The sequence below is a fragment of the Bifidobacterium simiarum genome (assembly GCF_002802905.1).
In the GTDB taxonomy this organism is placed as follows: Bacteria; Actinomycetota; Actinomycetes; order Actinomycetales; family Bifidobacteriaceae; genus Galliscardovia; species Galliscardovia simiarum.
Genome location: NZ_PEBK01000001.1, coordinates 104164 through 127877, shown reverse-complemented (window position 1 = coordinate 127877; position 23714 = coordinate 104164). Strand labels below are relative to the sequence as shown.

At 66.2% G+C, this 23714-nt stretch carries 14 protein-coding genes and 1 riboswitch; of the genes, 3 read left to right on the top strand and 11 right to left on the bottom strand.

Features of this window, described 5'->3' with window-relative positions:
* Window positions 1-182 precede the first annotated feature (182 nt).
* From ppgK to CSQ87_RS00425, 6 genes are all read right to left on the bottom strand, one after another.
* Window positions 183-959, bottom strand: a complete 777-nt coding sequence (gene ppgK, locus CSQ87_RS00450; RefSeq protein WP_100511888.1) for a polyphosphate--glucose phosphotransferase — start codon at window positions 957-959, stop codon at window positions 183-185.
* Window positions 960-1062: 103 nt separating this feature from the next.
* On the bottom strand, window positions 1063-2376 hold the full coding sequence (locus CSQ87_RS00445) for an MFS transporter (protein ID WP_100511887.1): 1314 nt from the start codon (window positions 2374-2376) through the stop codon (window positions 1063-1065).
* 283 nt (window positions 2377-2659) lie between these two features.
* Window positions 2660-4114: a triose-phosphate isomerase gene (tpiA, locus tag CSQ87_RS00440; protein ID WP_100511886.1), complete on the bottom strand. Its 1455-nt coding sequence runs from the start codon at window positions 4112-4114 to the stop codon at window positions 2660-2662.
* Window positions 4115-4182: 68 nt separating this feature from the next.
* Window positions 4183-4839 carry a histidine phosphatase family protein gene (locus CSQ87_RS00435; protein WP_100511885.1) on the bottom strand — a complete coding sequence of 219 codons (657 nt, stop codon included), beginning with the start codon at window positions 4837-4839 and terminating at the stop codon, window positions 4183-4185.
* Between the two features lie 221 nt (window positions 4840-5060).
* Window positions 5061-6110: a class II fructose-bisphosphate aldolase gene (locus tag CSQ87_RS00430; protein WP_165776665.1), complete on the bottom strand. Its 1050-nt coding sequence runs from the start codon at window positions 6108-6110 to the stop codon at window positions 5061-5063.
* A gap of 462 nt (window positions 6111-6572) precedes the next feature.
* Window positions 6573-7769, bottom strand: coding sequence for a pyridoxal phosphate-dependent aminotransferase (locus CSQ87_RS00425; protein WP_100511883.1), 1197 nt, complete (start codon window positions 7767-7769; stop codon window positions 6573-6575).
* Between the two features lie 114 nt (window positions 7770-7883).
* Window positions 7884-8036, top strand: a riboswitch (FMN riboswitch).
* Window positions 8037-8043: 7 nt separating this feature from the next.
* Here CSQ87_RS00425 and CSQ87_RS00420 point away from each other — a divergent pair.
* From CSQ87_RS00420 to CSQ87_RS00410, 3 genes are all read left to right on the top strand, one after another.
* Window positions 8044-8634 carry an ECF transporter S component gene (locus CSQ87_RS00420; RefSeq protein ID WP_100511882.1) on the top strand — a complete coding sequence of 197 codons (591 nt, stop codon included), beginning with the start codon at window positions 8044-8046 and terminating at the stop codon, window positions 8632-8634.
* A gap of 170 nt (window positions 8635-8804) precedes the next feature.
* Window positions 8805-11225, top strand: a complete 2421-nt coding sequence (locus CSQ87_RS00415) for an energy-coupling factor transporter ATPase (protein ID WP_100511881.1) — start codon at window positions 8805-8807, stop codon at window positions 11223-11225.
* Between the two features lie 155 nt (window positions 11226-11380).
* Window positions 11381-13105 (top strand): acetolactate synthase large subunit, encoded by a 1725-nt coding sequence (locus CSQ87_RS00410; RefSeq protein WP_100511880.1) that lies wholly within the window; start codon window positions 11381-11383, stop codon window positions 13103-13105.
* A gap of 33 nt (window positions 13106-13138) precedes the next feature.
* On the opposite strand, the gene CSQ87_RS00405 is transcribed toward CSQ87_RS00410, so the two are convergent.
* The 5 genes from CSQ87_RS00405 to CSQ87_RS00385 form a co-directional block, all read right to left on the bottom strand.
* Window positions 13139-15400 (bottom strand): exo-alpha-(1->6)-L-arabinopyranosidase, encoded by a 2262-nt coding sequence (locus tag CSQ87_RS00405; protein ID WP_243388766.1) that lies wholly within the window; start codon window positions 15398-15400, stop codon window positions 13139-13141.
* 76 nt (window positions 15401-15476) lie between these two features.
* Window positions 15477-18041 (bottom strand): alpha-L-rhamnosidase, encoded by a 2565-nt coding sequence (locus CSQ87_RS00400; RefSeq protein ID WP_100511879.1) that lies wholly within the window; start codon window positions 18039-18041, stop codon window positions 15477-15479.
* Window positions 18034-19605 carry an MFS transporter gene (locus CSQ87_RS00395; RefSeq protein ID WP_207761060.1) on the bottom strand — a complete coding sequence of 524 codons (1572 nt, stop codon included), beginning with the start codon at window positions 19603-19605 and terminating at the stop codon, window positions 18034-18036. The genes CSQ87_RS00400 and CSQ87_RS00395 overlap by 8 nt, the downstream gene beginning before the upstream one ends.
* Window positions 19606-19693: 88 nt before the next feature.
* Window positions 19694-21742: a hypothetical protein gene (locus CSQ87_RS00390; protein WP_100511878.1), complete on the bottom strand. Its 2049-nt coding sequence runs from the start codon at window positions 21740-21742 to the stop codon at window positions 19694-19696.
* A gap of 79 nt (window positions 21743-21821) precedes the next feature.
* Complete coding sequence (locus CSQ87_RS00385; protein ID WP_165776664.1) at window positions 21822-23420, bottom strand: DUF5060 domain-containing protein; 1599 nt, start codon at window positions 23418-23420, stop codon at window positions 21822-21824.
* Window positions 23421-23714: the final 294 nt, after the last annotated feature.

The window sequence follows — 23714 nt, the reverse complement described above, 5'->3', positions numbered from 1 at the left end:
ATCAGGATGATCGGCCGGGATTCCGGCCGCAGAGGGCATGGAAAAGCCTCCCGGGATATTCTTCGGGAGGCTTGTACGGATCTGCGGGTTAGAGGCCTGTTGGTCAGCTTGTCTATCAGCCCGTCGGTTAGTTAGTGAAGTAATTAACCACGGTGATCGGGCCGAAGCTCCGATGGCTCAGATCAGGCCTCGTGCCGCTGCATCGCCTGCGTGGCGTAGTAGGCGGCGCCGACGATGCCCGCATCGTTGAGCAGCGCGGCCGGCACGATCGGGGTGTCCACCTGGATGTAGGGGAAGAACTTCTCGTGCTTCTTGCTCACGCCGCCGCCGACGACGAACACGTCGGGGCTGAAGTAGTGCTCCAGCAGACGGTAGTACTTGGTCAGGCGCTTGCCCCACTTCTTCCAGCTCAGCTCGTCGCGGGTGCGAGCGGAGTCGGCGGCGTACTTCTCGGCATCGCCCTTGCCCTCAAGGAGCAGGTGACCGAGCTCGGTGCAGGGCACGAGCTGGCCGTTCATGATCAGCGCGGTGCCGATGCCGGTGCCCAGCGTGGTGGCGATGACGAGGCCCTTGTTGCCCTTGGCCGCACCGTAGGCGGCTTCGGCGAGGCCGGCGGCGTCGGCGTCATTGACCACGTGCACCTCACGGCCGGTTTCGTCGCACATCAGCTGGTTGACGTCCACGCCCACCCAGGACTGGTCGAGGTTGGCCATGAATCCCAGTGCGCGGCCGGGCTTGACCGGCGCGGGGAACGCGATGCCGATGGGGGTGCCGTCGTTCACCTCGTAGTGGTCGAGGATCTGCTTGACCACGGCGGCGACATTCTTCGGGGTGGCCTCCTCGGGAGTGGGGATGCGCAGTCGCTCGCAGGCGAACTTGCCTTCGCCGAGGTCCACCGGGGCGCCCTTGATGCCGGAGCCGCCGATGTCGATGCCGAAGGCCTGTGCGGATTCAATCATGATCTTCTCCTCGTCGAGTTATTGGGGATATGTGGCGATTGTAACCCACGAAACCGTCCGCGGCCCGGCGAGGGCCCACGGACGGCGTGGCGGACGGTTCCTCCTATGCCAGTTCGTCCGACAGCTCGTCCGCACCTGAGGCGACCGCGCCGCCGCGCACGCGACGCAGGTTCTCGTGCATGATCACCATGAGCAGCAGGATCACCACGAGGAACCACGGGAACAGGGCGATGGTCACGTGGTTGGCGATCCAGCCGAACACCGGCGGGGCTGAGAGGCTGCCCACGTAGGCGCAGGCCATCTGCACGCCGACGATCGCCTGCGACTTGTCGGCGCCGAAGTAGGCGGGCGTGGAGTGGATCACGCACGGGTAGATCGGGGCACAGCCCAGTCCCACGACGATCAGGCCGGCGAGCGTGGTGAGGTCGCCGGGAATCGGCAGCAGCATGAGCACGATGCCGCAGGCCACCAGCACCTGACCGATACGGATCATCGTCGGGTCGTTAAAACGCATGGTGAGGAAGCCGCTGACCGCCCGGCCGACCGTGATGCCCACGTAGAACAGGCTCGCCCACGCGGCGGCCTGCTTGGCGTCCACGCCGTGGTCGAGCACCATGTAGCTGGCGGCCCACAGACCGGTGGTCATCTCCAGCGCGGAGTAGCAGAAGAACATGATCAGGATGGATTTGGCGCCGCGGATGGCGAACACGTCGAGCAGGCCGAGCGGCTTGCGGGGTTCGGACGGCGACGATGCGGACGAGGATTCGGACGACGACTCGGCTTCGGCCTTGTCCTCCGGGGATTCGACTCCGGATGCACCCCCTGCGGTTTCGGCTTCGGAGGACCGACCCGCGACCGCCGCCTCGCCGGATCGCGTGCGCCACAGCGGCAGGCTGAATATCAGCAGCGCGGTGAGGCCCACCTGCAGGATCGCGATCCAGCGGTAGCCGCTGTTCCAGCCGAATCCGCCGGTCAGCGCGAAGCTCATGATGTACGGTCCGGCGCTGGCGCCGAGACCCCACATGCAGTGCAACCAGCTCATATGCCGGCTGGCGTAGTGCAGGGCCACGTAGTTGTTCAGTGCCGCGTCCACGCCGCCGGCGCCGAGACCGTAGGGAATGGCCCACAGGCACAGCATCCAGAAGGTCGAGGAGAACGAGAATCCGCCGAGCGCAACCGCTGTCATCGCCACGCTGATGACGGTGACCTTGCCGGCGCCGAGTTTCAGAGTGAGCCGGTCGCTCATCAGCGCGGAGATGATGGTGCCGGCGCTGATGATCATCGAGATGGTGCCGGCGTACGAGACCGGCACGCCGAACTGCTGATACATGACGGGCCAAGCGGAGCCGAGCACGGCGTCCGGCAGGCCGAGACTGATGAAGGCGGCGTAGATCACCGCCAGAAGAAGATTGCCCATCGCACGTTCCTTTGGCATCGTATGGAAAACGGTCACGCTGCTGTGGCCTCGCTGAGAAGGCATCGGCACGACGTCCTCGGTACGGCATCATCGTCATCGGGACGTACGCAACCACGGTATTGCAAACGCTTGCACAACAACGTCAGGAAACAGCCTAGGCGGGATTCCAGTACGACACGCCGACAACCAACCGATCGGTAGGCGCTTGATCGGCATGGCACCGATCAAGCGCCTACCGACGTATGGAACGGAACGGGCGACCGGAATGGAACGGAACGAGATCTCAGAACGAGAGCTTGTGCTCCTTCCACGGGGAGTGCTTCTTGCGGTCGATGCCGCGGATGCGCCACAGTCGGTTGCGCGTGTCCACGTCGCACAGCAGGTACCCGGAGACGAACGCGACCCGGAAATCCTCGAAGTCGATCTTGTCGCGGCCGAGCTCCTCGTAGGCCCTGAGGCAGGAGACGTTGGCCATCTCCTCGGCCAGCATGTCGCAGCGCTCCTCATAGCCCAGGGAGTCGTCGCACTCGATCAGCCACTGCCGGATCGAGAACAGGCCACGGATGCGCCCCTCGTCGATCAGCTTCATCAGCGATTCGATGATGCGCAGGCGATTCGCCCAGATCGTGTCGCGCAGCACGTCCGGATCCCCAACCATCATCATGGTGCCGGAGGCGTCGGCGGCGTCCTCGTTCTCGATGTCGGCCTGCTCCTCCAGCCATTTGAAACCGACGGTGCGGTAGGCGGCCAGCGCCAGGGCGGCCCGCCAGGAGGCGTTGTCGGGATGGTTGGTGGCCACCTGCTCGGCGGTGATCTGGTGCGGCGCCTGCAGCGTGGACTCGGCGAACTCCCGCACCGTGCCCTTGCCGGGCAGGTAGATCGTCTCGGCGCTGCGACGCAAACGGACCACACTCGACTCGGCCACGCGATGGCAGATCTTGGCGAACTGCCGGGGGTCGAGGCTCGCCCCGCCCACGAGGAACCCGTCGATGCCGTAGCGACGGATGATCGCGGAGGCGTTGTCGGGCTTGACGGATCCGCCGTAGAGGATCCGCACCTTCTCGGCCACGTCGGCGCCGAAGGTGGCGTTGATGAAGTCGCGGATGTCGGCGAGCGCGGATTCGATGACCGGCGGCTCAGGGGTGGCGCCGGTGCCGATCGACCACACCGGCTCGTAGGCCACGATCACCTTGCACATGTCGGCGGCGGAGAGCAGGCGCACGGCGGCGACCAGCTGGTTGAGGGCGTAGTCGATGCCGATGCCGTTGTCGCGGCCGAGCTTGGTCTCGCCGATGCAGATGATCGGGGTCATGCCGGCGTCGAGCACCACGCGCACCTTCTGGTCGATGGTGTCGTCGTCCTCGGGATGGTACCGGCGCTGTTCGGAGTGGCCGACCAGCACGTACCGGCAGTCGAGGGCCGCGAGCATCTGCGCGCTGATGTCGCCGGTGTAGGCACCGGCGTCCAGTTCGCTCACGTTCTGGGCGCCGAAATACAGTTCGGAGGTCATTCTGGTCTTGCGGGCCATGTCGCGGATGGCCAGCAGGCTGGTGAACGACGGCAGCACGCCGATCTCGGTGCGGTTCACCATGGTGTTCGACGCCTCCATGCGGTTGACCCATCCTTCGTTGGATCCCGCGTATTCCAGCAGCCACTGCCCGGCCTGGACGTGGTCGAGATTCATCTTCCAATTGCCGATGATCATCGGGGTGCGTACCACGGAGTCATTGTATTTCACGACTGTATCTACCTCTGTTCACTGCCGTTGGTCGTTGGATCGTTTTCTGCTGGATCGTTCATCGCCGGTCAGGCGCCCCACCGTTCGATGACGGGCTGTCCCTTGTGGTCGCCGAGCACCACGTAGCGTGCGGTGCCGAGCTCGAACTTGCGTCCGTCGGCGGCGGGCATGTCCACCCATGCGCAGGTGACCAGACGCAGGATGTGCGAGTGGGCCACGAGCAGCACGTCCTCGCCGCGGTCGGCGTATTCGCGGGCCTTTTCGGCGATGCGGGAGGCGCGGGCGAAGGCCTCGTCGAGCAGTTCGCCCTCGGTGAGGTGCACGGTGACCTGATGGCCGTCAGGCAGGGTCTCGACGCGTTCCTCGCCGAGGGATTCGGGCACGGCCTGCGGTCCGTCGACCCACAGGTTCCAGGTGCGGCCGAGGGCTTCGCCGATCTGGCCGCGGGTGCGGCCTTCGGCGCGGCCGTAGTCCCATTCCATGAGGTCGTCGCACGGCGTGGCGTCGAATCCGGCGAGCTTGGCGGTTTCGCTGGCCCGCACCAGCGGCGAGCAGAACGCCGCGGCGAACGGTTCGGGGTGGTCGGCGCGCAGCCGTTCGCCCGCGTCGATGGCCTGCTGGCGGCCGGTTTCAGTCAGCGGCACGTCGGTGCGGCCGGTGTGCTGACCGGATACGGCCCAGTAGGTCTGACCATGACGAAGAAGATAGACGTTGCCCTTGCTCATTGTTGTTGTTCACTCTTTCCGTACGACTGTGTACTGCTGTGTTGGCGTATCGCCGTGTCCTGCCACGACGGTTATTGATGGCGGATGGTGGTGGCGGATGCGCGAACACCCATCATGCGCGCATCCGTCTCGTTCATGGGATCGGCCGGCCGCCGCGCCCGCCCGCGCAGCCTTCGCGCGGGTTCGGGTTGCGGCGGCGGCCAAGGCCGTGTCGACCGGGGCTACTCCCCCGCCGGCGCGACCACCGGCTCGAGCACCGACCGGTAGGTCACCTTGCGGGCGTGGCCGGCGCTGCCGAGCAGTTCGGCGACCTGCGCCACCTTGGCGGTCATGGCCTTGCGGCCGGCGGCGTTCCACTTGCGCGGGTCGAAATACTTCTTGCCCACGCGGTGGGAGCGCTGCTTGCCGTCGGCGGCGACGAAGAAGGCATCGATGCCGTTGGTGAACTCGTACTGGGTGTCGGTGTCAACGTTCATCTTCACCACGCCGTCCTTCACCGCGGCGCGCACGTCCTCGTCGGAGGAGCCGGATCCGCCGTGGAACACGTACATGTTGCGCACGCCGGTCTTCTCGGCGATCTCGGAAAGCAGTTCGGGCTTGAGGTCGGGGATCACGGCGGTGCCGTGCGCGTTGCCGAAGGCCACGGCGAGCAGGTAGTCGTCCTCGTCGAGACCGAGGTCCTTGAACACCTGCTGGATCACGGCGACGTCCTCCGGGGTGCTGTAGACGGCCTTGTCGGCCACGCCGTCCTCCATGCCGCCCCACTTGCCGCCGGCCTCGACCTCGAGCACGCCGTCGACGGCCTCGACCATCGGCAGCAGCTCGCGGATGGTGGCCGCGTTGTCGTGGATCTCGTCGTGGGAGCCGTCGAACATGAACGAGTCGAAGATCTTCTCCTCGCCGGCGTCCTTGAGCTTCTTGAGCTCGACGAGCAGAGGCTTGAGCCAGGTGTCGACGTAGTCGGCGTGGCAGTGGTCGGTGTGCAGCATGATCGGCACGTGGTGGCTCTTGCGCAGGTCGCGCATCATGCGGCCGATGATGATGGAGCCTTCGACCGGATCTCCCGTCGGGCTGGCCTGCTTGGCGCCCCCGATGCTCACCTGCACGAACCCTGCGCTGTTAGCCTGCTCGAGTCCCTCCATCGCCGCGATGGCGGTGTCGAGATTGCTGATGTTGATCGCGGGATACGCGAACCCCCCGTTGTGGGCGTCGTCGAGCAGCTGCCTGACTTCGGCCTTGGTCATGGTGAAGGTGTTGCCGGTATCGGTCATGTCCATCCCCTCAAAGTGTGGTGACGTCGACGCCATGCGCGGCGCCGAGCCGAACGATCATCCGCCGTCCGACAGTCTCCATGGTCGCACCTTTGCATGAACGATTGCAACCGGCTTCGGCGATAAGTTCCGCACAGGGGTCGAACAGCACAAAAGCGTAACGGATCCACACTCGTTCCCTTGCGCTTTCGTGCGATTAGAACGCAACAAGTCACACGCAAACACACAAAACCGCACGACACGCTTACAGAAGATCATTTTTCCGTTCCGTGTTGTGCACTTCTCTATCGGTTCTTGTGTTCGAATGAGCAAAAACTCACAATTTACTCGAACATCACACCGTCGGCACCCGAAAGACACCGTCCGGCATGACGCCGGTCACCGGCCGTTCACCCAACAAACCCAACGCGTCCGAAGCACCGCGCGCGGCCAGCAAGACGCACCCTCCAAGCACCCTACGCCCTACGCCTCGAGCGCCGCGGCGACGGCCGCGAGCAGACGACGCACCCCGTCCTCGAACACCGCCGGCTCGGGCAGCAGCGACACCGCCACATAGCCGTTCGACGTCATGTCGAAGAAGAACCCCGGCTGCGCGGTGGCCCGCCACCGGTCGATCAGCGAGAGCACCAGCTCGCTTTCGTCGATCGCCGAAGGGAACCGCAGCAGCACGTTCCAACCCCCTTCCGCATGCAGCACGTCGGTGATGCCCAGATCGTCGTCGGCCAGCAGTCGGCGCAGACGATCCAGATTGCCGCGGGTCCGCTCGCGCACCCGCTCGGTCTGGGCGGGTGCGGCGTCCAGCAGTTCGGGAATCCGATCGGCGATGAGGTCGCTCATCGGCAGGAAGTCGTCGGCGATCACGTCGAGCCGGCGCATCGCCTCGGCGACGTCGGAGTCCGGACCGGAGACCTCGATCCACCCCACCTTGGCGTGGGGCGCGGCCAGCATCTTCGAGAACCCGTCCAGCGCGAAGGTGAGTACGCCCCCCTCGCCGGCCAGCCGGCGTCGGCCGGGCAGCGGGTCGAGCGCATAGTCGAAGAACACCTCGTCGGCGATGATCGCCACCTGCCGTTCAGCACACAGCCGCACGAGCCGCTCACGCTCGTCGGGGTGCACGTACGAGCCGGTGGGGTTGTTCGGGTTGATGAGCACTAGCGCACGGGCCCGCTCGCCGTACTCGTCCAGCAGCTCCTCGATCCGAGCCACGTCGATCATCCACGATCCGTCGTAGAGCAGCTGGTACTCGGCCACGTCCACGGCCTCGAGCCTCGCGATCGACTCGATCAGCGGATACCCGGGCTTGGGGGCCAGCACCACGTCGCCGGGATCGCACAGCAGCTTGATCAGCCACGAATACGCCTGGGAGGTCGAGCTGAGCAGATACAGCCGGTCGGGATCCACCGGACCGTTCACATCCGGACCCCCGTCCCGGTTCCCGCTCCCGTCCCGGCCGAGGAAGTCAGCGAGGGCCCTGCGCGCCGCCACCGGACCGCGAGGATTCGCCTCGTAGACGTTCGGGATCCCGGCCGGCGCCAGACCATGGCGCGTGGGGTTGGAATCGTTGAGCTTCATCAGGGCCATGCCGTCGGCCTTCGCCCGGGCCTCGGCAAGCGATATGGCATTCGGATCGGTGACGTCCACTCGGGAGGAAAAACGCATGGTGCTTATTGTAGGTGTCCACCGCGAATGCGGCTGATACCCACGGCGAACGCGGCGATGTCCACCGCGGGCGGCGCCCGACACCCCGAGCGCACGGCCGTGCTATATTAGCCATGCAAGTTTCAGGGAAGGTGCGATTCCTTACTGGCGGTAAACCGGCGACCGGGATTCCCAACGGTCGGTCGGCAAGCCCGCGACCCGCGTCATGCGGCTGATCCGGTGAGAATCCGAAGCCAACGGTCAAAGTCCGGATGAAAGAAACGAGGTGCTCGCTATGAGCGAATCTTCGCATATCACCAATGCTCATGCCACCGGTGTGGCCGATTCCGGCCGCTGGTCCACCAAGCGCATCGCCGTCTACGCCCTGTTCGTGGCGCTGACCATGGTCACCAGCTTCATCGAGCTGCCGATCTTCCCGGCCGCCCCGTGGCTCAAGTACGATCCGTCCGGCATCGTGTGCCTGGTGGCCGGCTTCGCGTTCGGCCCCGCGGCCGCGGCGATCGTCAGCGTGCTCGGCTTCATTCCGCACGTGTTCGGCGACCCGTGGGGCTCGCTGATGGCCGTGCTGGTGGCGCTGGCGCTCAGCGTGCCGGCATCGCTGATCTACCGTAAGGTCCACACCCGCAAGGGTGCGACGATCGGCATTCTCGTCGGCGCCGTGTGCGCGATCGCGATCGCGCTGCTGGGCAATCTGGTGGTCACCCCGATCTACGCGCATATGACCGTGGCCCAGGTGGCCGCGCTGATCGTGCCGATCCTGCTGCCGTTCAACGTGCTCAAGATGGCGATCCACGGCGTGGTGACGTTCCTGATCTACAAGCCGATCTCCAACCTGCTCGACAAGACCGGCAAGACCGCGAAGTAGTCCGCATGATCCCGAATGCCGGAGACGGCGGGGCCAGTCGCCCTGCGGTCCCCGGCATTCGCATACCTGCCCGATCCTTTCGCCTTCCGCATATCCGTCTGTTCCCCACCTCGTATTCCGACAATCACCGCCTATTCCGGCAATCACTCTGGATGGACACCCGCATTCCCATGACCGATTCATCACCCATCACCGTCACCACGACCAACCGCACCGACGCCGCCGACCGGTTCGCGGCCGAGCTGCATGACGTGCGGTTCAGCTACGACGACGGGGCCAGCTGGGCGCTCGACGGCGTCGACCTCGACATCCGCATGGGCGAACACGTCGCGATCGTGGGCGCGAACGGATCGGGCAAGTCCACGCTGGGACGGCTGATCGCCGGACTCGCCGCCCCCGACGCCGGCACGGTACGGCTGATGGGCGAGACCGTCTACTCCCCCGACGCCCGCGCGGATGCCGAGGCGTACCGGCACGCCCGTCATGGGATCGGCGCGGTGTTCCAGAATCCGGAGGACCAGATCGTCACCACGGTCACGGCCGACGACGTGGCCTTCGGACCGGAGAACCTCGGCGTACCGCGCGAACGGATCGGCGAGCGCGTCGACCGGGCGCTGGCCGCGGTCGACATGGCCGGATCCGCCGAGGCCGATCCGACGCGCATGTCCGGCGGACAGCAGCAGCGCGTGGCGATCGCAGGCATGCTGGCCATGCGCCCGGGCATGCTGGTGATGGACGAGCCGACCGCGATGCTGGACGTCGCGGCGCGGGCCGAGGTGATGGCGGTGATCGACCGGCTCCACGCCGCCGGCACCACCGTGGTGCATATCACGCACGGCCGGGACGAGGCCGATCGGGCCGATCGCATCGTCGTCATGGAGGCGGGGCGGATCGTCCGCATCGAATCGGGCCATCGCGGCGCCGGGTTGATCGATACCGATCGGACCAATGACACCGATCGGACCAATGACACTGATCGGGCCGATACCAGCCGGACTGATTCGGCACAGTCCGATTCAACACTGACTGATTCAGCACAGTCCGATTCGGACAGGGTCGACGAGGCCGAGACCCCGTCCGATCCGATCATCACCGTCGACCATGTCTCCTTCGCCTATCCGGACGGCACGCCGGTGATCCGCGACCGGTCACTGACCGTGAACCGCGGCGAGACAGTCGCGATCGTCGGCCGCAACGGCTGTGGCAAATCCACGCTGGCCCGACTGCTGTGCGCGCTGGACGTTCCGGCCCACGGCGGCATCAGCGTCGACGGGATCCCCGTCGCGGTCCCCCGCGGCCCGCATCGGATCTCACGCGCGGCCAAACGGGCCGATCTGGCCCGGCTGCGCCGCACGGTGGGCTATGTGATGCAGCATCCCGAACGTCAGCTGTTCGCCGACACGGTGGGCGAGGACGTGGCGTACGGCCCGCGCAACATGGGCCTGTCGGAAGCCGATGTGGCCGACCGGGTGACCGAGTCGCTGCGACTGCTGGGCATCGAGCATCTGGCCGACCGTTCGCCGTTCGCCCTGTCCGGCGGCCAACAGCGTCTGGCGGCCATCGCCGGCATCCTCGCCTGTCGGCCGAAGATCCTGATCATGGACGAGCCGACGAGCAGTCTGGACGAGCGGGCGAGCGCCCGGATCCACGAACTGCTCGGCACCCTGCGACGCCAGGGCGTCACCGTGGTGCTGATCACGCATCATGCCGACGAGATGCGACTGGCCGACCGGGTCATCGACCTGTCGGAGGCCTTTCCGTCCGGCGGAGAGCCGTCCGACCGTCGCTACCGATCCGACCGTCATCCGCGAAGGAGCCGGGTGCGCTCGTCGTTCGTCGCCAAGCTCGACCCGCGCGTGAAGATGACGACGTTCCTCATCATGATGTTCACCGCATTCGCGATCACCACGCCCGCCCAGCTGGCCGTCGCCGCCGCGATCGTGCTGGCGATCCTCGCCGCGGCGCGGCTGAGCCCCGTGAAGCTGCTGCATACGATCCGCATGTTCCTCGCCCTGTTCGCGATCATGTGGGTGCTGAACCTGTGCTTCACGCAGTCGGGCACCGTGCTGGCGACCATCGGCCCGCTGCCGATCACCGACGACGGCCTGTGGGTCGCGACCCTGTACTTCTGCCGTCTGGTGCTGGTGATCGTGCTGGGCGCGGTGATCCTGCACACTACCACGCCCACGGCCATGACCGACGCGTTCGAGGCGCTGCTCCGGCCGCTGCAACGGTTCGGCATGCACACCGACGAGCTGGCGCTGGTGATGAGCCTGGCCCTGCGGTTCATCCCCACGCTCACCGCGGAGACCCGGTCGATCATCGACGCGCAGTCGGCCCGCGGCGGGTCGATCGAAACCGGCTCGCCCGCGAAGCGCCTCAGGGCCGCGGTCGCCATCATCATCCCGATCTTCGCCGGCACGCTGCGCCACGCCGACAACCTCTCCCTGGCGCTCGACGCCCGGTCGTACGAGGGCGGGGCGCATCGCACGCACTGGCATCGGCTGGCGGTCGGCTGGCGCGACGCCGCGCTCGCCGCGGTCTGCGTGCTCTATGTGGCGGCGATCGCCCTTCTGCCGTTCGTCGTGTGAGTCTTCGCTCGACCATAGGCTTCGTTTGACCACCCTCAGTCAGCTACGCTGCCAGCCCCCGCCAGCGGGGGCTGTCACGCTTGCGTGACTGGGGGTGGTCAAATCCCCCCTCCTCCCTGACGGCGGCATAGGGGCGGGATATTAGAATTCGGGGCATGGAACAATCACAGCAACTACCGCAGTACGGGCATGACGACCACGAACAGGCCGACCATGGCCATGTGAAAACCGTGGCCGATCTGTTCGTCGAATGTTTGGTGAACGAGGGCGTGCAGACCATCTACGGCATCCCCGGCGAGGAAAACATCCCGCTTATGGAGGCCATCGAACGCGATGGGCGCATCCGCTTCGTCCTGACCCGCCACGAGCAGGGCGCCGGCTTCATGGCCGCCACGCAGGGGCATCTGACCGGCAAGCCCGGCGTGTGTCTGGCCACGCTCGGCCCCGGCGCACTGAACCTCACCCTGCCGGTGGCCCAGGCGAATGCGGGCACCACGCCGCTGGTCGCGATCTGCGCGCAGGGCAACGTGACCCGTCTATACAAGGAGTCGCATCAGATCATCGATCTGGTGAGCGTGTTCCGGCCGCTCACCCAGTGGACGTCGATGGTCATGGAACCGGCGTCGGTGCCGGAGATGGTGCGCAAGGCGTTCTCGATCTCGCAGCGCAACCGTCCGGGCGCCACCTGCCTGATCCTGCCGGAGGACGTGGCCGAAATGCCGGCGCCGGCCGGGGCCCATCCGCTGCCGCTGCCCGACCCGATGAGCTTCGCCCCCACCGACGAGACGATCGAACGGGCCGTGAGCCTGATCCGCGGCGCGAAGCATCCGATCATCCTCGCCGGCAACGGCGTGGCCCGAGGCCATGCGGAACGCCGGCTGCTGGAGCTGGCCGAACAGCTCAACGTGCCGGTGGCCACCACGTTCGAAGGCAAGGGCGTGATCTCCGACCGCGTGCCGCTGGCGCTCGGCGTGGTCGGGTTCATGCAGCACGACTACGAGAACTTCGCGTTCGACGAGGCGGACCTCATCATCTCGGTGGGCTTCTCGATCCAGCAGTTCGATCCGAAGAAGATCAACCCGAACGACGACAAGACCATCATCCACATCAACACGTTCATCGAGGACACCGACGCGCACTACTCCACGGCGCTGAACATCATGGGCAACATCGACGCCACGCTCAAGGCGCTGATCGCCGGGCTGAAGGCCTCGCGGGTCACGTTCGGGATCTCGCATCCGAGGATCCACGAACTGCTGACCGACGAGTACGAGGCGTTCGCGCACGACGACTCGTTCCCGATGAAGCCGCAGCGCATCGTGGCCGACACGCGCCGGGCCATGGAGAACGACGCCGACATCGCGCTGGTGGACACGGGCGCGCTGAAGATGTGGATGGCCCGCCTGTACCCCACGTACCGGTCGAACACCTGCGTGATCGACAATTCGCTCTCCACGATGGCGTGGACGCTGCCCGGCGCGGTGGCGGCCTCGCTGGAGAACCCGGGTCGCCCGGTGCTCGCGGTGATGGGCGACGGCTCGTTCATGATGAACGTGCAGGAGATCGAGACGGCGGTGCGCGTGGGCGCGCGCATCGTGATCCTCGTGTGGGTGGACGAGGCCTACGGTCTGATCAAATGGAAGATGGACATCCACGACGGCAGTCACGAGTACGTGGACTTCAACAACCCGGATGTGGTGGAGCTCGGCCGCAGCTTCGGCGCGAAGGGCCACGAGATCACCTCGGCGGACGAACTGTATCCGACGCTGCGCGCGGCCCTGCGCTCCGGCTCCGGCATCGACATCATCGCCTGCCCGGTCGACTATTCGGAGAACATGAAGCTCATCGAAAAGCTCGGCGAGGTCGACTTCACGGCCTGACCGACACGGCCGGGGTCCGGCCGTGGGTCTCCCCTACGACCGGACTCCGCGGTATTCACGCATCAATCGCTCGAGGAAGCCCGGCCCCCTCTTGCCGAGGTATCCGGCGATGCCCGTCACCGGGGTCTGCCGCAGGAAGATCATCATGGCCGAGTGCTCATCGGTGGGGACGAGGGACCGTCCCGTCTCGGCCATGGCCTCGCCCAACACCCGGTCGAGCACCGGCCCGCCGACCGGATCGTCCCGCCATTCACCGTATGTCGACCATTCGTCGAGTGCGGCGGCGACGCCGTCGTCCTCGATCTCGACCGGGATCCGTGCGACGATGTCACGCGAGGAGACGCCCACTTCGATCCCATAGACGCCACCCTCCACCTTCCAGCCGCCGGCCGGAACCGACCAGTAGGCGAAGGCCCGGGAATCCAGATCGATGCCGATCTCCCGCGATTCGCCGGCCGCCAGCCTCACCTTGGCGAATCCCCTGAGCTCGTGCACCGGACGACGCACCGAGGAGGGGCCCGGCGTCACGTAGATCTGCACGGTTTCGGCGCCGTCACGATCGGAGACGTTGGTCACCGTCATGCTCACCCTCACCGATCGCGGGCCGGTCCGTTCGACACGGACCCGGTCGATGCCGAACGAGGCGTAGGACAGGCCGAATCCGAACGGGTAGGCCACCGGACGGTCGAAGGTGTCGTAGTAGCGGTAGCCGACGAAGATGTCCTCGCCGTAATCCGACTGGCGGTTCTCCCCCGGCCAGATGGTCATGCTCGGATCGTCCTCGATACGCAACGGAATCGTCTGGCTGAGCCGGCCGCCGGGGTTCACGTCGCCGTAGAGCACGTCGGCGGTCGCCGCACCGCCGGCCTGACCGAGCAGCCAGCCTTCGAGGATCGCGGCGGCCTTGTCGCGCCACGGGTCCATGGCCACCGCGGAGCCGTTGGACAGCACCACGACGATGTTCGGGTTGACTGCGGCGACGGCCTCGAGCACGGCGATCTGCTTGGCGGGCAGGGCGAAGTCGGTGCGGTCCCGGCCTTCGATCTCCGCCTGTTCGGGCAGTCCCATGCATAGGACGACGGTTTGCGCATCCCGTGCCGCGGCCACCGCCTGCTCGGCGAGCGCGGGATCCTGCGCATCGTCGTCGAGGGTGAATCCGGGAGCGAACGTCATGGCCGAGCCGCGGGAGCGCATGGCGTCGAGCAGACTGGTGACCCGGTTCGGCGTCAGATGGCTGGATCCGCCGCCCTGATATCGCGGTGTGCGGGCGAATTCGCCGATCACGGCGATGTCGGCGTCGGGGGCGAGCGGCAGGATGCCGTGATCGTTCTTCAGCAGCACGATGGATTCGGCGGCCGCCTCCCGCGCCAGCGCGTCATGGGCGTCCACGTCGTACCGGTATCCGTCGATCGCCATGGCCGGCCCCGTCCGGTCCACCAGATCGATGATGCCCTGGGCCATACGGTCGAGCTGCGCCGGGTCGAGCCGGCCGGCGTTCACGGCCTCGACGATCTCGCCGTCGGTGCCGGTGGGCGGCATTTCGAGGTTCTGCCCGGCGGCCAGCGCCGCTACGCGGTCATGGCAGGCGCCCCAGTCGCTCATGACGATGCCGTCGTAGCCCCATTCCCCGCGCAGCAGGTCGGTGAGCAGCCACCGGTTCTGCGAGGAGAACACGCCGTTGATCCGGTTGTATGAGCACATCACCGTCCACGGCCGGCCCTTGGTGACGATGTGTTCGAAGGCCGGCAGGTAGATCTCCCGCAGTGCGCGCTCGGAGACGTTGGCGCTGACCCTGAGACGATCGGTCTCCTGATTGTTCACGGCGAAGTGCTTGAGCGAGGTGCCCACGCCCTTCGACTGCACGCCCTCGACGATGCCGATGGCCTCATGGCCGGCGAGGTACGGGTCCTCGCTCCAGTATTCGAAGCAGCGTCCGCCCAGCGGGTTGCGCTTGATGTTGACGCCGGGGCCGAGCAGCACGGCCACCTTCTCCTGGATGCATTCCTCGCCGAGCGCCTCGCCCACCCGGCGCACCAGATCGGGGTCCCATGCGCTGGACAGTCCCGCGGCGGGCGGAAAGCAGGTCGCCGGCACGGATTCGCTGATGTCGCCCGACCGTGAGGCCACGGCCTTGCGCAGTCCGTGCGGTCCGTCGGTGATCATGCATTCGGGGATGTTCCGCTCCTCGATCCCCTGCATGTGCCAGGGATCGGCGCCGGAGGTGAGTGAGGCCCGCTCCTCGAGCGTCAGATCCCGTACGGCAGGCATATCGCTTCCGTCGATGTTCGTCATCATATACTCCTTGTCGTTTCGTCGTCCGTCATCCGTCATGGATTGAGGCCGCGCCGTCTCATGCCTCGGGCCTGCCGGCTCATGCCGCCGTATGCCAGACCCATTCGCCGTGGCCCACGACGATCGGTTCCGCCGCCTCGTCGCCGCCCGGCAGCCATACCTGCGCGGTGACGCCTACCGGAATGCCGACCCGCAGTTCGATGCCCTCGTCGCTGCGTCGCCATTCCACGGCGATCCTGCCGTACGGGCAGTCGTGGCGGGCCGAGGCGTAGTCCAGCCCTTCGAAGCAGTGCGGCGCCACCCGGATCCGTTGGTATCCGGGCGCCGCGGGGGCCAGTCCGGCGATGTCCCGGTGCATCCAGTCGGCGACCGCGCCAAGCGAATAGTGGTTGAAGGAGGTCATCTCCCCCGGGTTGATCGAACCGTCCGGCAGCATGGAGTCCCAGCGCTCCCAGATCGTGGTGGCTCCCATGGTCACCGGATACAGCCACGAGGGGCATTCGGTCTGGTTGAGCAGTCGCCAGGCCAGCTGCGGATATCCGGCGTCGGTCAGCGCATCGCAGATCAGCGGGGTACCGATGAATCCGGTGGCCACGTGGAATCCGCTGTCCTCCACGAGTTCCGCCAGCCGGCGTCCGGCTCCCTCGCGCTGTCGGGGATCGACGAGGATGCCCCACTGCAAGGCGAGCGCGTACACTGTCTGCGCGTCGGAGAGGATATGCCCGTCGTCGTCCACATAGGCGTCGACGAACGCCTGCCGCACCTGTTCGGCGAGCGTGCCGTAGCGTTCGGCGGTGGCAATGTCGCCGGTGACCTGGGCTGCGTCGGCCACGATCCGGGCGCATCGGGCGAAGCAGCCGGTGGCCACCACGTCGGGGTTCGCCTTGGCCTTGCCCGGCTCGTCCGGCGGGGCGGTCGGGTCGAGCCAGTCGCCGAACTGGAATCCGCCCTGCCACAGATGGTTGCTTCCGGCGAGCGCGTCCATGCGGTCCACCCACGCGGCCATGCTGGGCAGCTGCCGCTTCAGGATGCCGTCGTCGCCGGTGCGCAGGTAGAGGTTCCACGGCACCACCGTCGCGGCGTCTCCCCATGCGCAGGCCGCCGGGTCATGCTCATGGAAGGTGGGGTTGGGGATGACGTGGGGTACGCCGCCGTCCTCGTACTGTTCGGCGGCGAGGTCGGCGAGCCAGCCGGTCAGCAGTCCCGAAACATCGAACAGGTAGAGCGCGGTGGGACCGAACACCTGGATGTCGCCGGTCCATCCCAGTCGCTCGTCACGCTGCGGGCAGTCGGTGGGGATGTCGATGAAGTTGGATCGGGTGCCCCACACCACGTTCTCGTGCAGCCTGCTGAGCCTCTCGTCCGAGCAGTCGAACCATCCGGTGCGTTCCAGGGCGGTGCCGACCGTCACGAATTCGAGGTCGCTGACCGTCAGATCGTCGACGCCGGTCACCTCCGCGTACCGGAACCCATGCAGGGTGAACATCGGTTCGAGCGTGCGCTCGTCGGGCCCGTCGAGCACGTAGGTGTCGGTGGCCTTGGCGGCGCGAAGCGGGCGGGTGCCCAGTTCGCCGTGTTCCAGCACCTCGGCGTGGCGCACGGTCACCGTGTGGCCGGGGGCGTGTCCGCGGACGCGGAGTCGTACCCAGCCGACGGCGTTCTGACCGAAGTCGATCAGGATCTTGCCCGAGGGGGATCGCCAGATGCGTCGGGCCGGCAGGGTGCCGACCGGACGGATGGCCGGGCCGTCGGGGGCAACCAGCCGCTCGGTGCCGGACTCCACGACGGTCACGGGCACCGTAGGCGCTGTTTCGGGATCGGTCGGACGGTAGTCGATGGTCGTGCCGTTGTACAGGTCGTCGGCGAGGATTCCGCTGTTGCGCGCACGCCACCGGTCGTCGGTCGCTACCACGGTCCGCGTGCCGTCGGCCGCGGTGATCTCCAGCTGCGCGCACAGGGCCAGCCGATCGCCGTAATGGGCCCGCTGGTAGCCCCATTTGAGGTATCCGCGGTACCAGCCGTTGCCGAGCAGGGAGGTGACCGTGTTTTCGCCGGGGACGATCAGGTCGGTGACGTCGAAGGTGCGGTATCGCAGACGATGCGGATAGGAGGTCCAGTCCGGATCCAGCACGCTGTCGCCCACCGGCCGGCCGTTGATGGCCGCATGGAACACGCCGTGGGCGGTGACGTAGAGTCTGGCGGAGACGATCGGCCCGTCGACGTGGAAGTCATGCAGCAGTTCGGGGACGGGACTGTCGAGGCCGCCGATGCCGTCAGGACTGACGAATGCGGCCGACCAGTCCTCCGGTTCGAGCAGTCCGGCCTCCACCGTGGCGGGTTCGCTCCAGCGGCTCCATTCGCCGCGGTCGTCCCGGACCCGCACCCGCACCGAAACCCATTCGCGCGAGGTCAGAGGCCCGTCGGGCCAGGGGGCCAGCACCTGCCGGTCCCCCTCGACGGTGAAGGATCGTGTCTGCGGGTCGGACGAGGGACGGACGATCTCCACCTGATACATGCCCTGACGGAAGGGGGCGTCCGACTGAATCCTCCACGACAGACGGGGCGAGGGGACGCCGATACCGAGGACGTCGCCAGGGGCGTGATGCTCGAAGGCGAGATCGTAGACGATGGTGGGGCTATTCATGGTCGTGTTCCTTCACCGGAGTCGGTTCGTCCGGCTCGGTCTGCTGAACCGTCTGGGGCGTCTGGGGCTGATCGGTCTGGGACTGCTCCTCCTGGACCATCTCCGCCTCGACGGCCTTGCGGCGGGTCTCGTTGTCGGCACGGATCACGGCGATCTCACGGTCGAGCTTGTAGAAGCACAGGATCACGGCGACCAGCGCGAACATCACCAGCGGCACGAGCGTGTACAGCAGGCGGATCATGTCAAGGCCGGACTGGGGCACGGTCTGCGTGTCGTTCGCGGTGTCGTAGTGGGCCAGACCCAGCAGCACGCCGAGCAGGCCGGCACCGAGGCCGGAGCCGATCTTGGCGGCGAAGCTGTTGATGGCGCTCAGCGTGCCCTCCATGCGGGGCATGCCCTTCCACTCGTTGTAGTCGGCGCAGTCGATGATCAGCAGCGCCACCACCATGGCGATCGGCGAGGAGCCGATGGAGGCGAGCACGCCGCCGGCGATCAGCATCGGCACGTTGTCGTAGGCGAACCAGTTGATGCCGTAGCCGATGCAGCTGATGAACAGGAAGCCGATCATGAGCTTCGTGGTGGAGGTGCGGCGGATGATGGCCGGGTAGAGGAAGGCCAGCGGGATGCCGACGATCATGGCGGCCATCAGCGCGCTCATGGCGGACAGGTCGCCGACGACGTGCTTGAAGTAGTACACCTGCACGCCCATGTTGGTGATCACGTTGAACACGAAGGTCGAGAAGGCGACGATGTAGATGTAGCCGTTGTGGCGCAGGACGCGCAGCACGTCATGGAAGCTGGTCTTCTCGCCGTGGGTCTGCACGTCGGCGTCGGTGACCTCCTTGATGAAGACGAAGCGCAGGATGCCGATCACGGCCAGCGGCAGGGCGAACATGCCCACCAGCGAGCTCCAGCCCTGCGGGGACGTGGCGAACTTCGCCATCAGCGTCGGGAACGCGATGTTGAACGCCACCGCCGGGATCATGAGCAGCGTGCCGCCCCAGGTGTTGATGGCCGTGTAGTCCTCCTTGCGCGGGAACGCGCGCACCATGTACACCAGATTGCCACAGTTGAGGAAGGTGTTGAACAGGGAGTTGACCATCGTGTACATCACGAAGATCCAGCCCACCTTCACCGGCAGGGCGAAGCTTTCCGGCGTGGAGTACATCAGCCAGGTGAACAGCCACACGCCGATGATGCACCACTCATACGGGCGGCCGCGACCCCACCGGGTGTTGGTCCGGTCGACCACGTAGCCGCCGATGAGGTCGATCGCCCCGTCGAACAGCTTGCTCACCATGAGGATCGTGCCGACGATGGCCGCCGGCATGTGCAGGGTGTCGGTGCAATAGATGGTCAGGAAGCCAAGAATCAGCGTGGCGACGGTGTACGACACGCCTCTCGACTGCCAGACCAGCATCTTGCCGAAGCTGATGGTGCGCTTGCCCTCCTGAGGGGGCTTGGATCCCTTGCCTCCCTTGCCGGCGCGGACGTCGGAAGCGTCCTTCTTCGTTGCAGAGCCGGCATCGTTGCCGACCACGGACTCCGTCGTTGCAGTTGCCATGGTTGTTCTCCTGTTTCTCCTAGATTATCGGGTCGTTTGTCGTTTGCCATCGGCGTCGTTCGTTGTTGCCGCCGTACGGGCCGGCCGATCACGCGTCGACGGTGACTCGCGCGCGGCACAGGTTGAGGATCTGACCGAATCGATCGTCGGGGTCGCCGCGGCGGTTCGCCGCCACGCGGACGACCGGGAAGTACGTGCCGGGACGGTCATAGACATGCTCGGTCTCGGCGACGCCGCGCTCGCCGTCGTCCCCGATCTCAGCGAAGGCGCCGCGCTCGCCGTAGCCTTCGCCTTCGCCGAAGTTCCATGCCACGGTGACGACCTTGCCAGTGCCGTGAGGCACCCGCGCCTCGGCGACGAGCCTCACCGGCTCCCCGACCCGCGCATGCACGGCCTCGAGCCCGTCGGCCAGCAGGGTCACCGTCGGCTGCAGACCCTTGCGTTCGTTGGGATCGGCCGGAGTGAGCATCTGCCCGCCGTCGATGACGTATCGGGTCGAAGAGTTGGGTTCCACGCCGCGTTCCACCCAAGCGGCGAGGTCCAGCAGGGCCTGGTACAGCGTGCCGAGATAGGTGACCAGCCGGGTGTCGTCGAGCACTTCTTCGCCATCGTCGTGGATGGCGTGGTCGGTTACGTAGACGCGGAACCGGTCGTCGAACTCGTCGCCCGCCCATTCGCGCACCTTGTTCACGTACCAGTCGGCCTGTGCGGGGAAGGCGCTTTCGTCCATCTGCGACAGGCAGACGATCATCCTGCCGTTGAACCGGCCGTTCTGCAGGGAACCGCATCCGGATTGCGCGAATCCCGGACCGTAGTTCTTGCGGCGGCGCGGATACAGCGGTTCGCCGTGCTCGTCGCGGAAGACGTCCCACTGCTTCGGCGCGTCCTGTCCCGGCCTCGGCACCTGATGGCGGTGGTAGGTCTGGATGGCGATGTAGTCGGAGTTGTCGATGCGCACCGTATCGCCGGGGCGGATCGCGGCGAGCCGTTCGGCCATGTCGGTAATGCCAAATCCTGGGCCGAGCGTGACGACGTTGCCGTCGTGGCTTTCCAGCGGCACTTCGAAGCCTTCCGAGGCGCCGGAGGTCACCTTCAGCGTGGCGAAGTACACATAGGGGTCGCCGCCGGGTAACGATTCGAGTTCGATCCACGGCTTGGAGTCCATGCCGTTGGTGCCGTTCATGCGCTCGAACGAGGAGTTCGCGCCGGTGTCATGCGTGTCGATGCCCTCCGTGTCCCGGCCGGGCACGTGCACGCGGACCACGCGGGTGTCGTATCGGATGCGGTCGCGGGCGGCCGAACCGTTCGGATCGTAGCCGAGGTACCCGGGCTTGGTCCAGAAGTCGTTGAAGTATGAGGCGTCGTCGGAGTCGACCAGCGGACGGACCACGGGCAGCGAGCCGTCGTCGAGCAGGTCGTTGAGCGACCATGCCCGCAGTGGGAAGCCGAAATCGGTGATCTCGTGCAGGAAGCCGGCCTCCTCGTCGTTCAGCCCACGGTACGGGTCCCCGCTGCCGCCCGGCTCCAGGGCGTCGTTGATCGAGTCCAGGCAATGCCGCAGCACGCGCTTGCCGTGGGATCGGATGGTCTGGGTGTTGGGGATCGAGGTGGGAGTGCCGATGATGTAGGGCACGGCGCCGTCCCATGTGGCGGTGTTCTGCACGCAGGCGATCGCCTTGTATCCGCCGCCGGATCCGCCGTACACGTAGCCGTACGGCCGGTGCGGGCCGTACATCTCGGCGGCCACCTTCCGCGAGAACTCCGCGGCACAGGCGCTTTCCCGGTACATCATGGTCGGGTCGGGGAACGAGGCGAACGGCGTGGTGAAGCCCATGTTCGTCTCCACGAAGTAGGCGCCGTGGGTAAGTGCGAAGGTGATGCGGTCCATGAGGCCCCGCAGGGGGTCGGAGGCATCCTCGTGGTTCTGCATCGGCGCCACAAAGTGGAAGAACCGGCCTTCGTAATGTTCCGGCTCCGGCATGAAGAACGAGAACCGGGCGTCGGTGCCGCGGAATCCTCCGTGGACGTACCGGCAGCGGATGCCCTCGCGATCGCGCCATTCGTCGATGTCGATGTAGGGGTCGGTGTACTGCGTGTCCGAGGCCGGGTCGTACGAGGCCTTGAATATGGCGTTCATGGTTGGTGATTCTCCTTTGAATCCTGTTGAATCCTATGAAACGGGATGTGGAAGCGTGGATGTGCGGGGACCGGAGCGGCTAGCGCGCGGTCGCGATGATTGCCTGCCCCTCCTTTCCAAGCATGGGGATGGTGACCTTGCCGCGGACTCCTTCGAGCACGGTGGTGCGGGTCATGTCCCAGGCGTCGATCACTTCGACGTCGTACGAGCGGGTGTCGGGTAGGTCGATTTCGGTATGGGCGCAGCACTGGCGGGAGAGGTACCACACCAGCACGTCGTCGCCGCTGCGACCCTGAATCGGCCGCAGGTCGTGCACGAGGTCGAGGAACCGCTTCTCGTCGAGACGCATGATCACCTCAGCCATGGTGCCCTTGGCGTTTTCGGGGATCTCGCCGCTTTGGTGCATGGCGAGCAGTTCGTCCACCGGCATGCCGAACGCGCCGCCGATCGCGGGCTCCAGATCGTTCGGCAGCGATTCCATGATCTTGCGCAGGAAGGCGATGCGCGCAGGGCTTTCGCCGTGCAGCTCGCCGCCTCGGGCCCACCACAGCACGTCGTCGGGATCCTCGAACGTCTCGCCGTGGGTGCAGTAGCCGCCGAGCGTGAACGCGATCCAGAACCGGTCGACCAGTTCGAAGGAGGAAAGATTGCCCCAGTCGTACATGATGTTGCCCTCGTAGCCCACCTCGTCGAAGATCACGGGCTTGCCGTGCCGTTCGATGAGGTCGCGGACCAGTCTGGTGTGCCCGTTCTGCACCGAGCAGTGCGTGGTGTCCGGCTCGTCGAAGTCCCAGTAGTTGACGAAGTTGTGGTTGCTCAGCGGATGATGGTACGGGTCGTGTTCGCCGATGAACTCGGCGAAGTCGTACCACCAGCGGCCGTCGAACTTGGTCATGAGGTCGTATTCGTTGGCCAGGGACCACCAGACGTTGGGCAGGGCGGCGAGCCGTCGCGTCGCGTAGTCGAGGTAGGTCAGGCACTCCTCGTGGGTCATTTCGGCGAAGCCCCATCGGTCGTACGGATGGAACAGGATGATGTCGGCCTCGATGCCCATCCGCCGCAGCTGACCGATGCGGCGTTCCAGCTCGTCCCAGTAGCGGTAGCAGGGACGGTGGGGGTCGAACCGGCCGTCGGTCTTCTCGAAGGGGAACCATTCGGGGTCGGCGGTGTTGGCGAAGTAGTGCTTGGGGAACACGCACAGACGCACCTTGTTGAACGGGGACGACGACAGGGTCTTGATCGTGCGGTCGATGAGCTCCTCGCTCTGGTGGACCAGCGCGTAGACGGTGGTGCCGAACGGACGGTACGGCGTGCCGTCGTCGTAGCGGAACCGCGTGCCGGCCGGAACCACCATGCCGTGCAGGAAGCTGAGATCGGCATGCCAGCGTGTTTCGGTTCCGGTCTCGACGTCGACGGTGCCGTTTGCGGCGTCGGCGACCGGGGCGGGCAGGCATTCCTCCCGGCCCTCGGCGTCGAACAGGCCGCTCACCCGCCAGCGGTACGTTCCCGGACGGCGAGGCAGGAACCTGACCTTGTACACGCCGTCGCCGGCGTGGAATCCTTCGACTCGGATCGTTTCGCCGGCGACGGTGAACGTGGCCGAAAGGTCCACGGCGACCTCGTCGCCGACGGGCCGCTCGCCTTGGAAGGTCAGTTCGAACGTGGTGTAGCACTGCATGGGATTCTCCTCGGCATGGGAACGTGGGGCGGACGGCATCAGCACTCATCGTCGATCGCTGTTCTACATGCCGTTCATCACGATATTTGTATAACGTTCTACACCATAGCCCCTTTTCGTCACTCATGTCAACAACCACTGCCATTGCAAGGATTTCACGGCGTGTCAGACACCACCAACAGCCCAATTCCCCTCACACATGGGCGATTTTCCGCATTCGGTGTATGGTGTTTTCCATACCGGGACGGTTCCGCATAGGCACGCGACCGGTCCCATACAGACGATTCCGATTGC

Excerpts from the sequence above, each read along its gene's own strand:
- CSQ87_RS00390 (WP_100511878.1), bottom strand. The coding sequence starts at position 21,742 with ATGAACGCCATATTCAAGGCCTCGTACGACCCGGCCTCGGACACGCAG.
- CSQ87_RS00400 (WP_100511879.1), bottom strand. The coding sequence starts at position 18,041 with ATGAATAGCCCCACCATCGTCTACGATCTCGCCTTCGAGCATCACGCC.
- CSQ87_RS00385 (WP_165776664.1), bottom strand. The coding sequence starts at position 23,420 with ATGCAGTGCTACACCACGTTCGAACTGACCTTCCAAGGCGAGCGGCCC.
- CSQ87_RS00395 (WP_207761060.1), bottom strand. The coding sequence starts at position 19,605 with ATGGCAACTGCAACGACGGAGTCCGTGGTCGGCAACGATGCCGGCTCT.
- CSQ87_RS00415 (WP_100511881.1), top strand. The coding sequence starts at position 8,805 with ATGACCGATTCATCACCCATCACCGTCACCACGACCAACCGCACCGAC.
- CSQ87_RS00425 (WP_100511883.1), bottom strand. The coding sequence starts at position 7,769 with ATGCGTTTTTCCTCCCGAGTGGACGTCACCGATCCGAATGCCATATCG.
- CSQ87_RS00445 (WP_100511887.1), bottom strand. The coding sequence starts at position 2,376 with ATGGGCAATCTTCTTCTGGCGGTGATCTACGCCGCCTTCATCAGTCTC.
- CSQ87_RS00405 (WP_243388766.1), bottom strand. The coding sequence starts at position 15,400 with ATGATGACGAACATCGACGGAAGCGATATGCCTGCCGTACGGGATCTG.
- CSQ87_RS00420 (WP_100511882.1), top strand. The coding sequence starts at position 8,044 with ATGAGCGAATCTTCGCATATCACCAATGCTCATGCCACCGGTGTGGCC.
- CSQ87_RS00430 (WP_165776665.1), bottom strand. The coding sequence starts at position 6,110 with ATGACCGATACCGGCAACACCTTCACCATGACCAAGGCCGAAGTCAGG.
- CSQ87_RS00410 (WP_100511880.1), top strand. The coding sequence starts at position 11,381 with ATGGAACAATCACAGCAACTACCGCAGTACGGGCATGACGACCACGAA.
- CSQ87_RS00435 (WP_100511885.1), bottom strand. The coding sequence starts at position 4,839 with ATGAGCAAGGGCAACGTCTATCTTCTTCGTCATGGTCAGACCTACTGG.
- ppgK (WP_100511888.1), bottom strand. The coding sequence starts at position 959 with ATGATTGAATCCGCACAGGCCTTCGGCATCGACATCGGCGGCTCCGGC.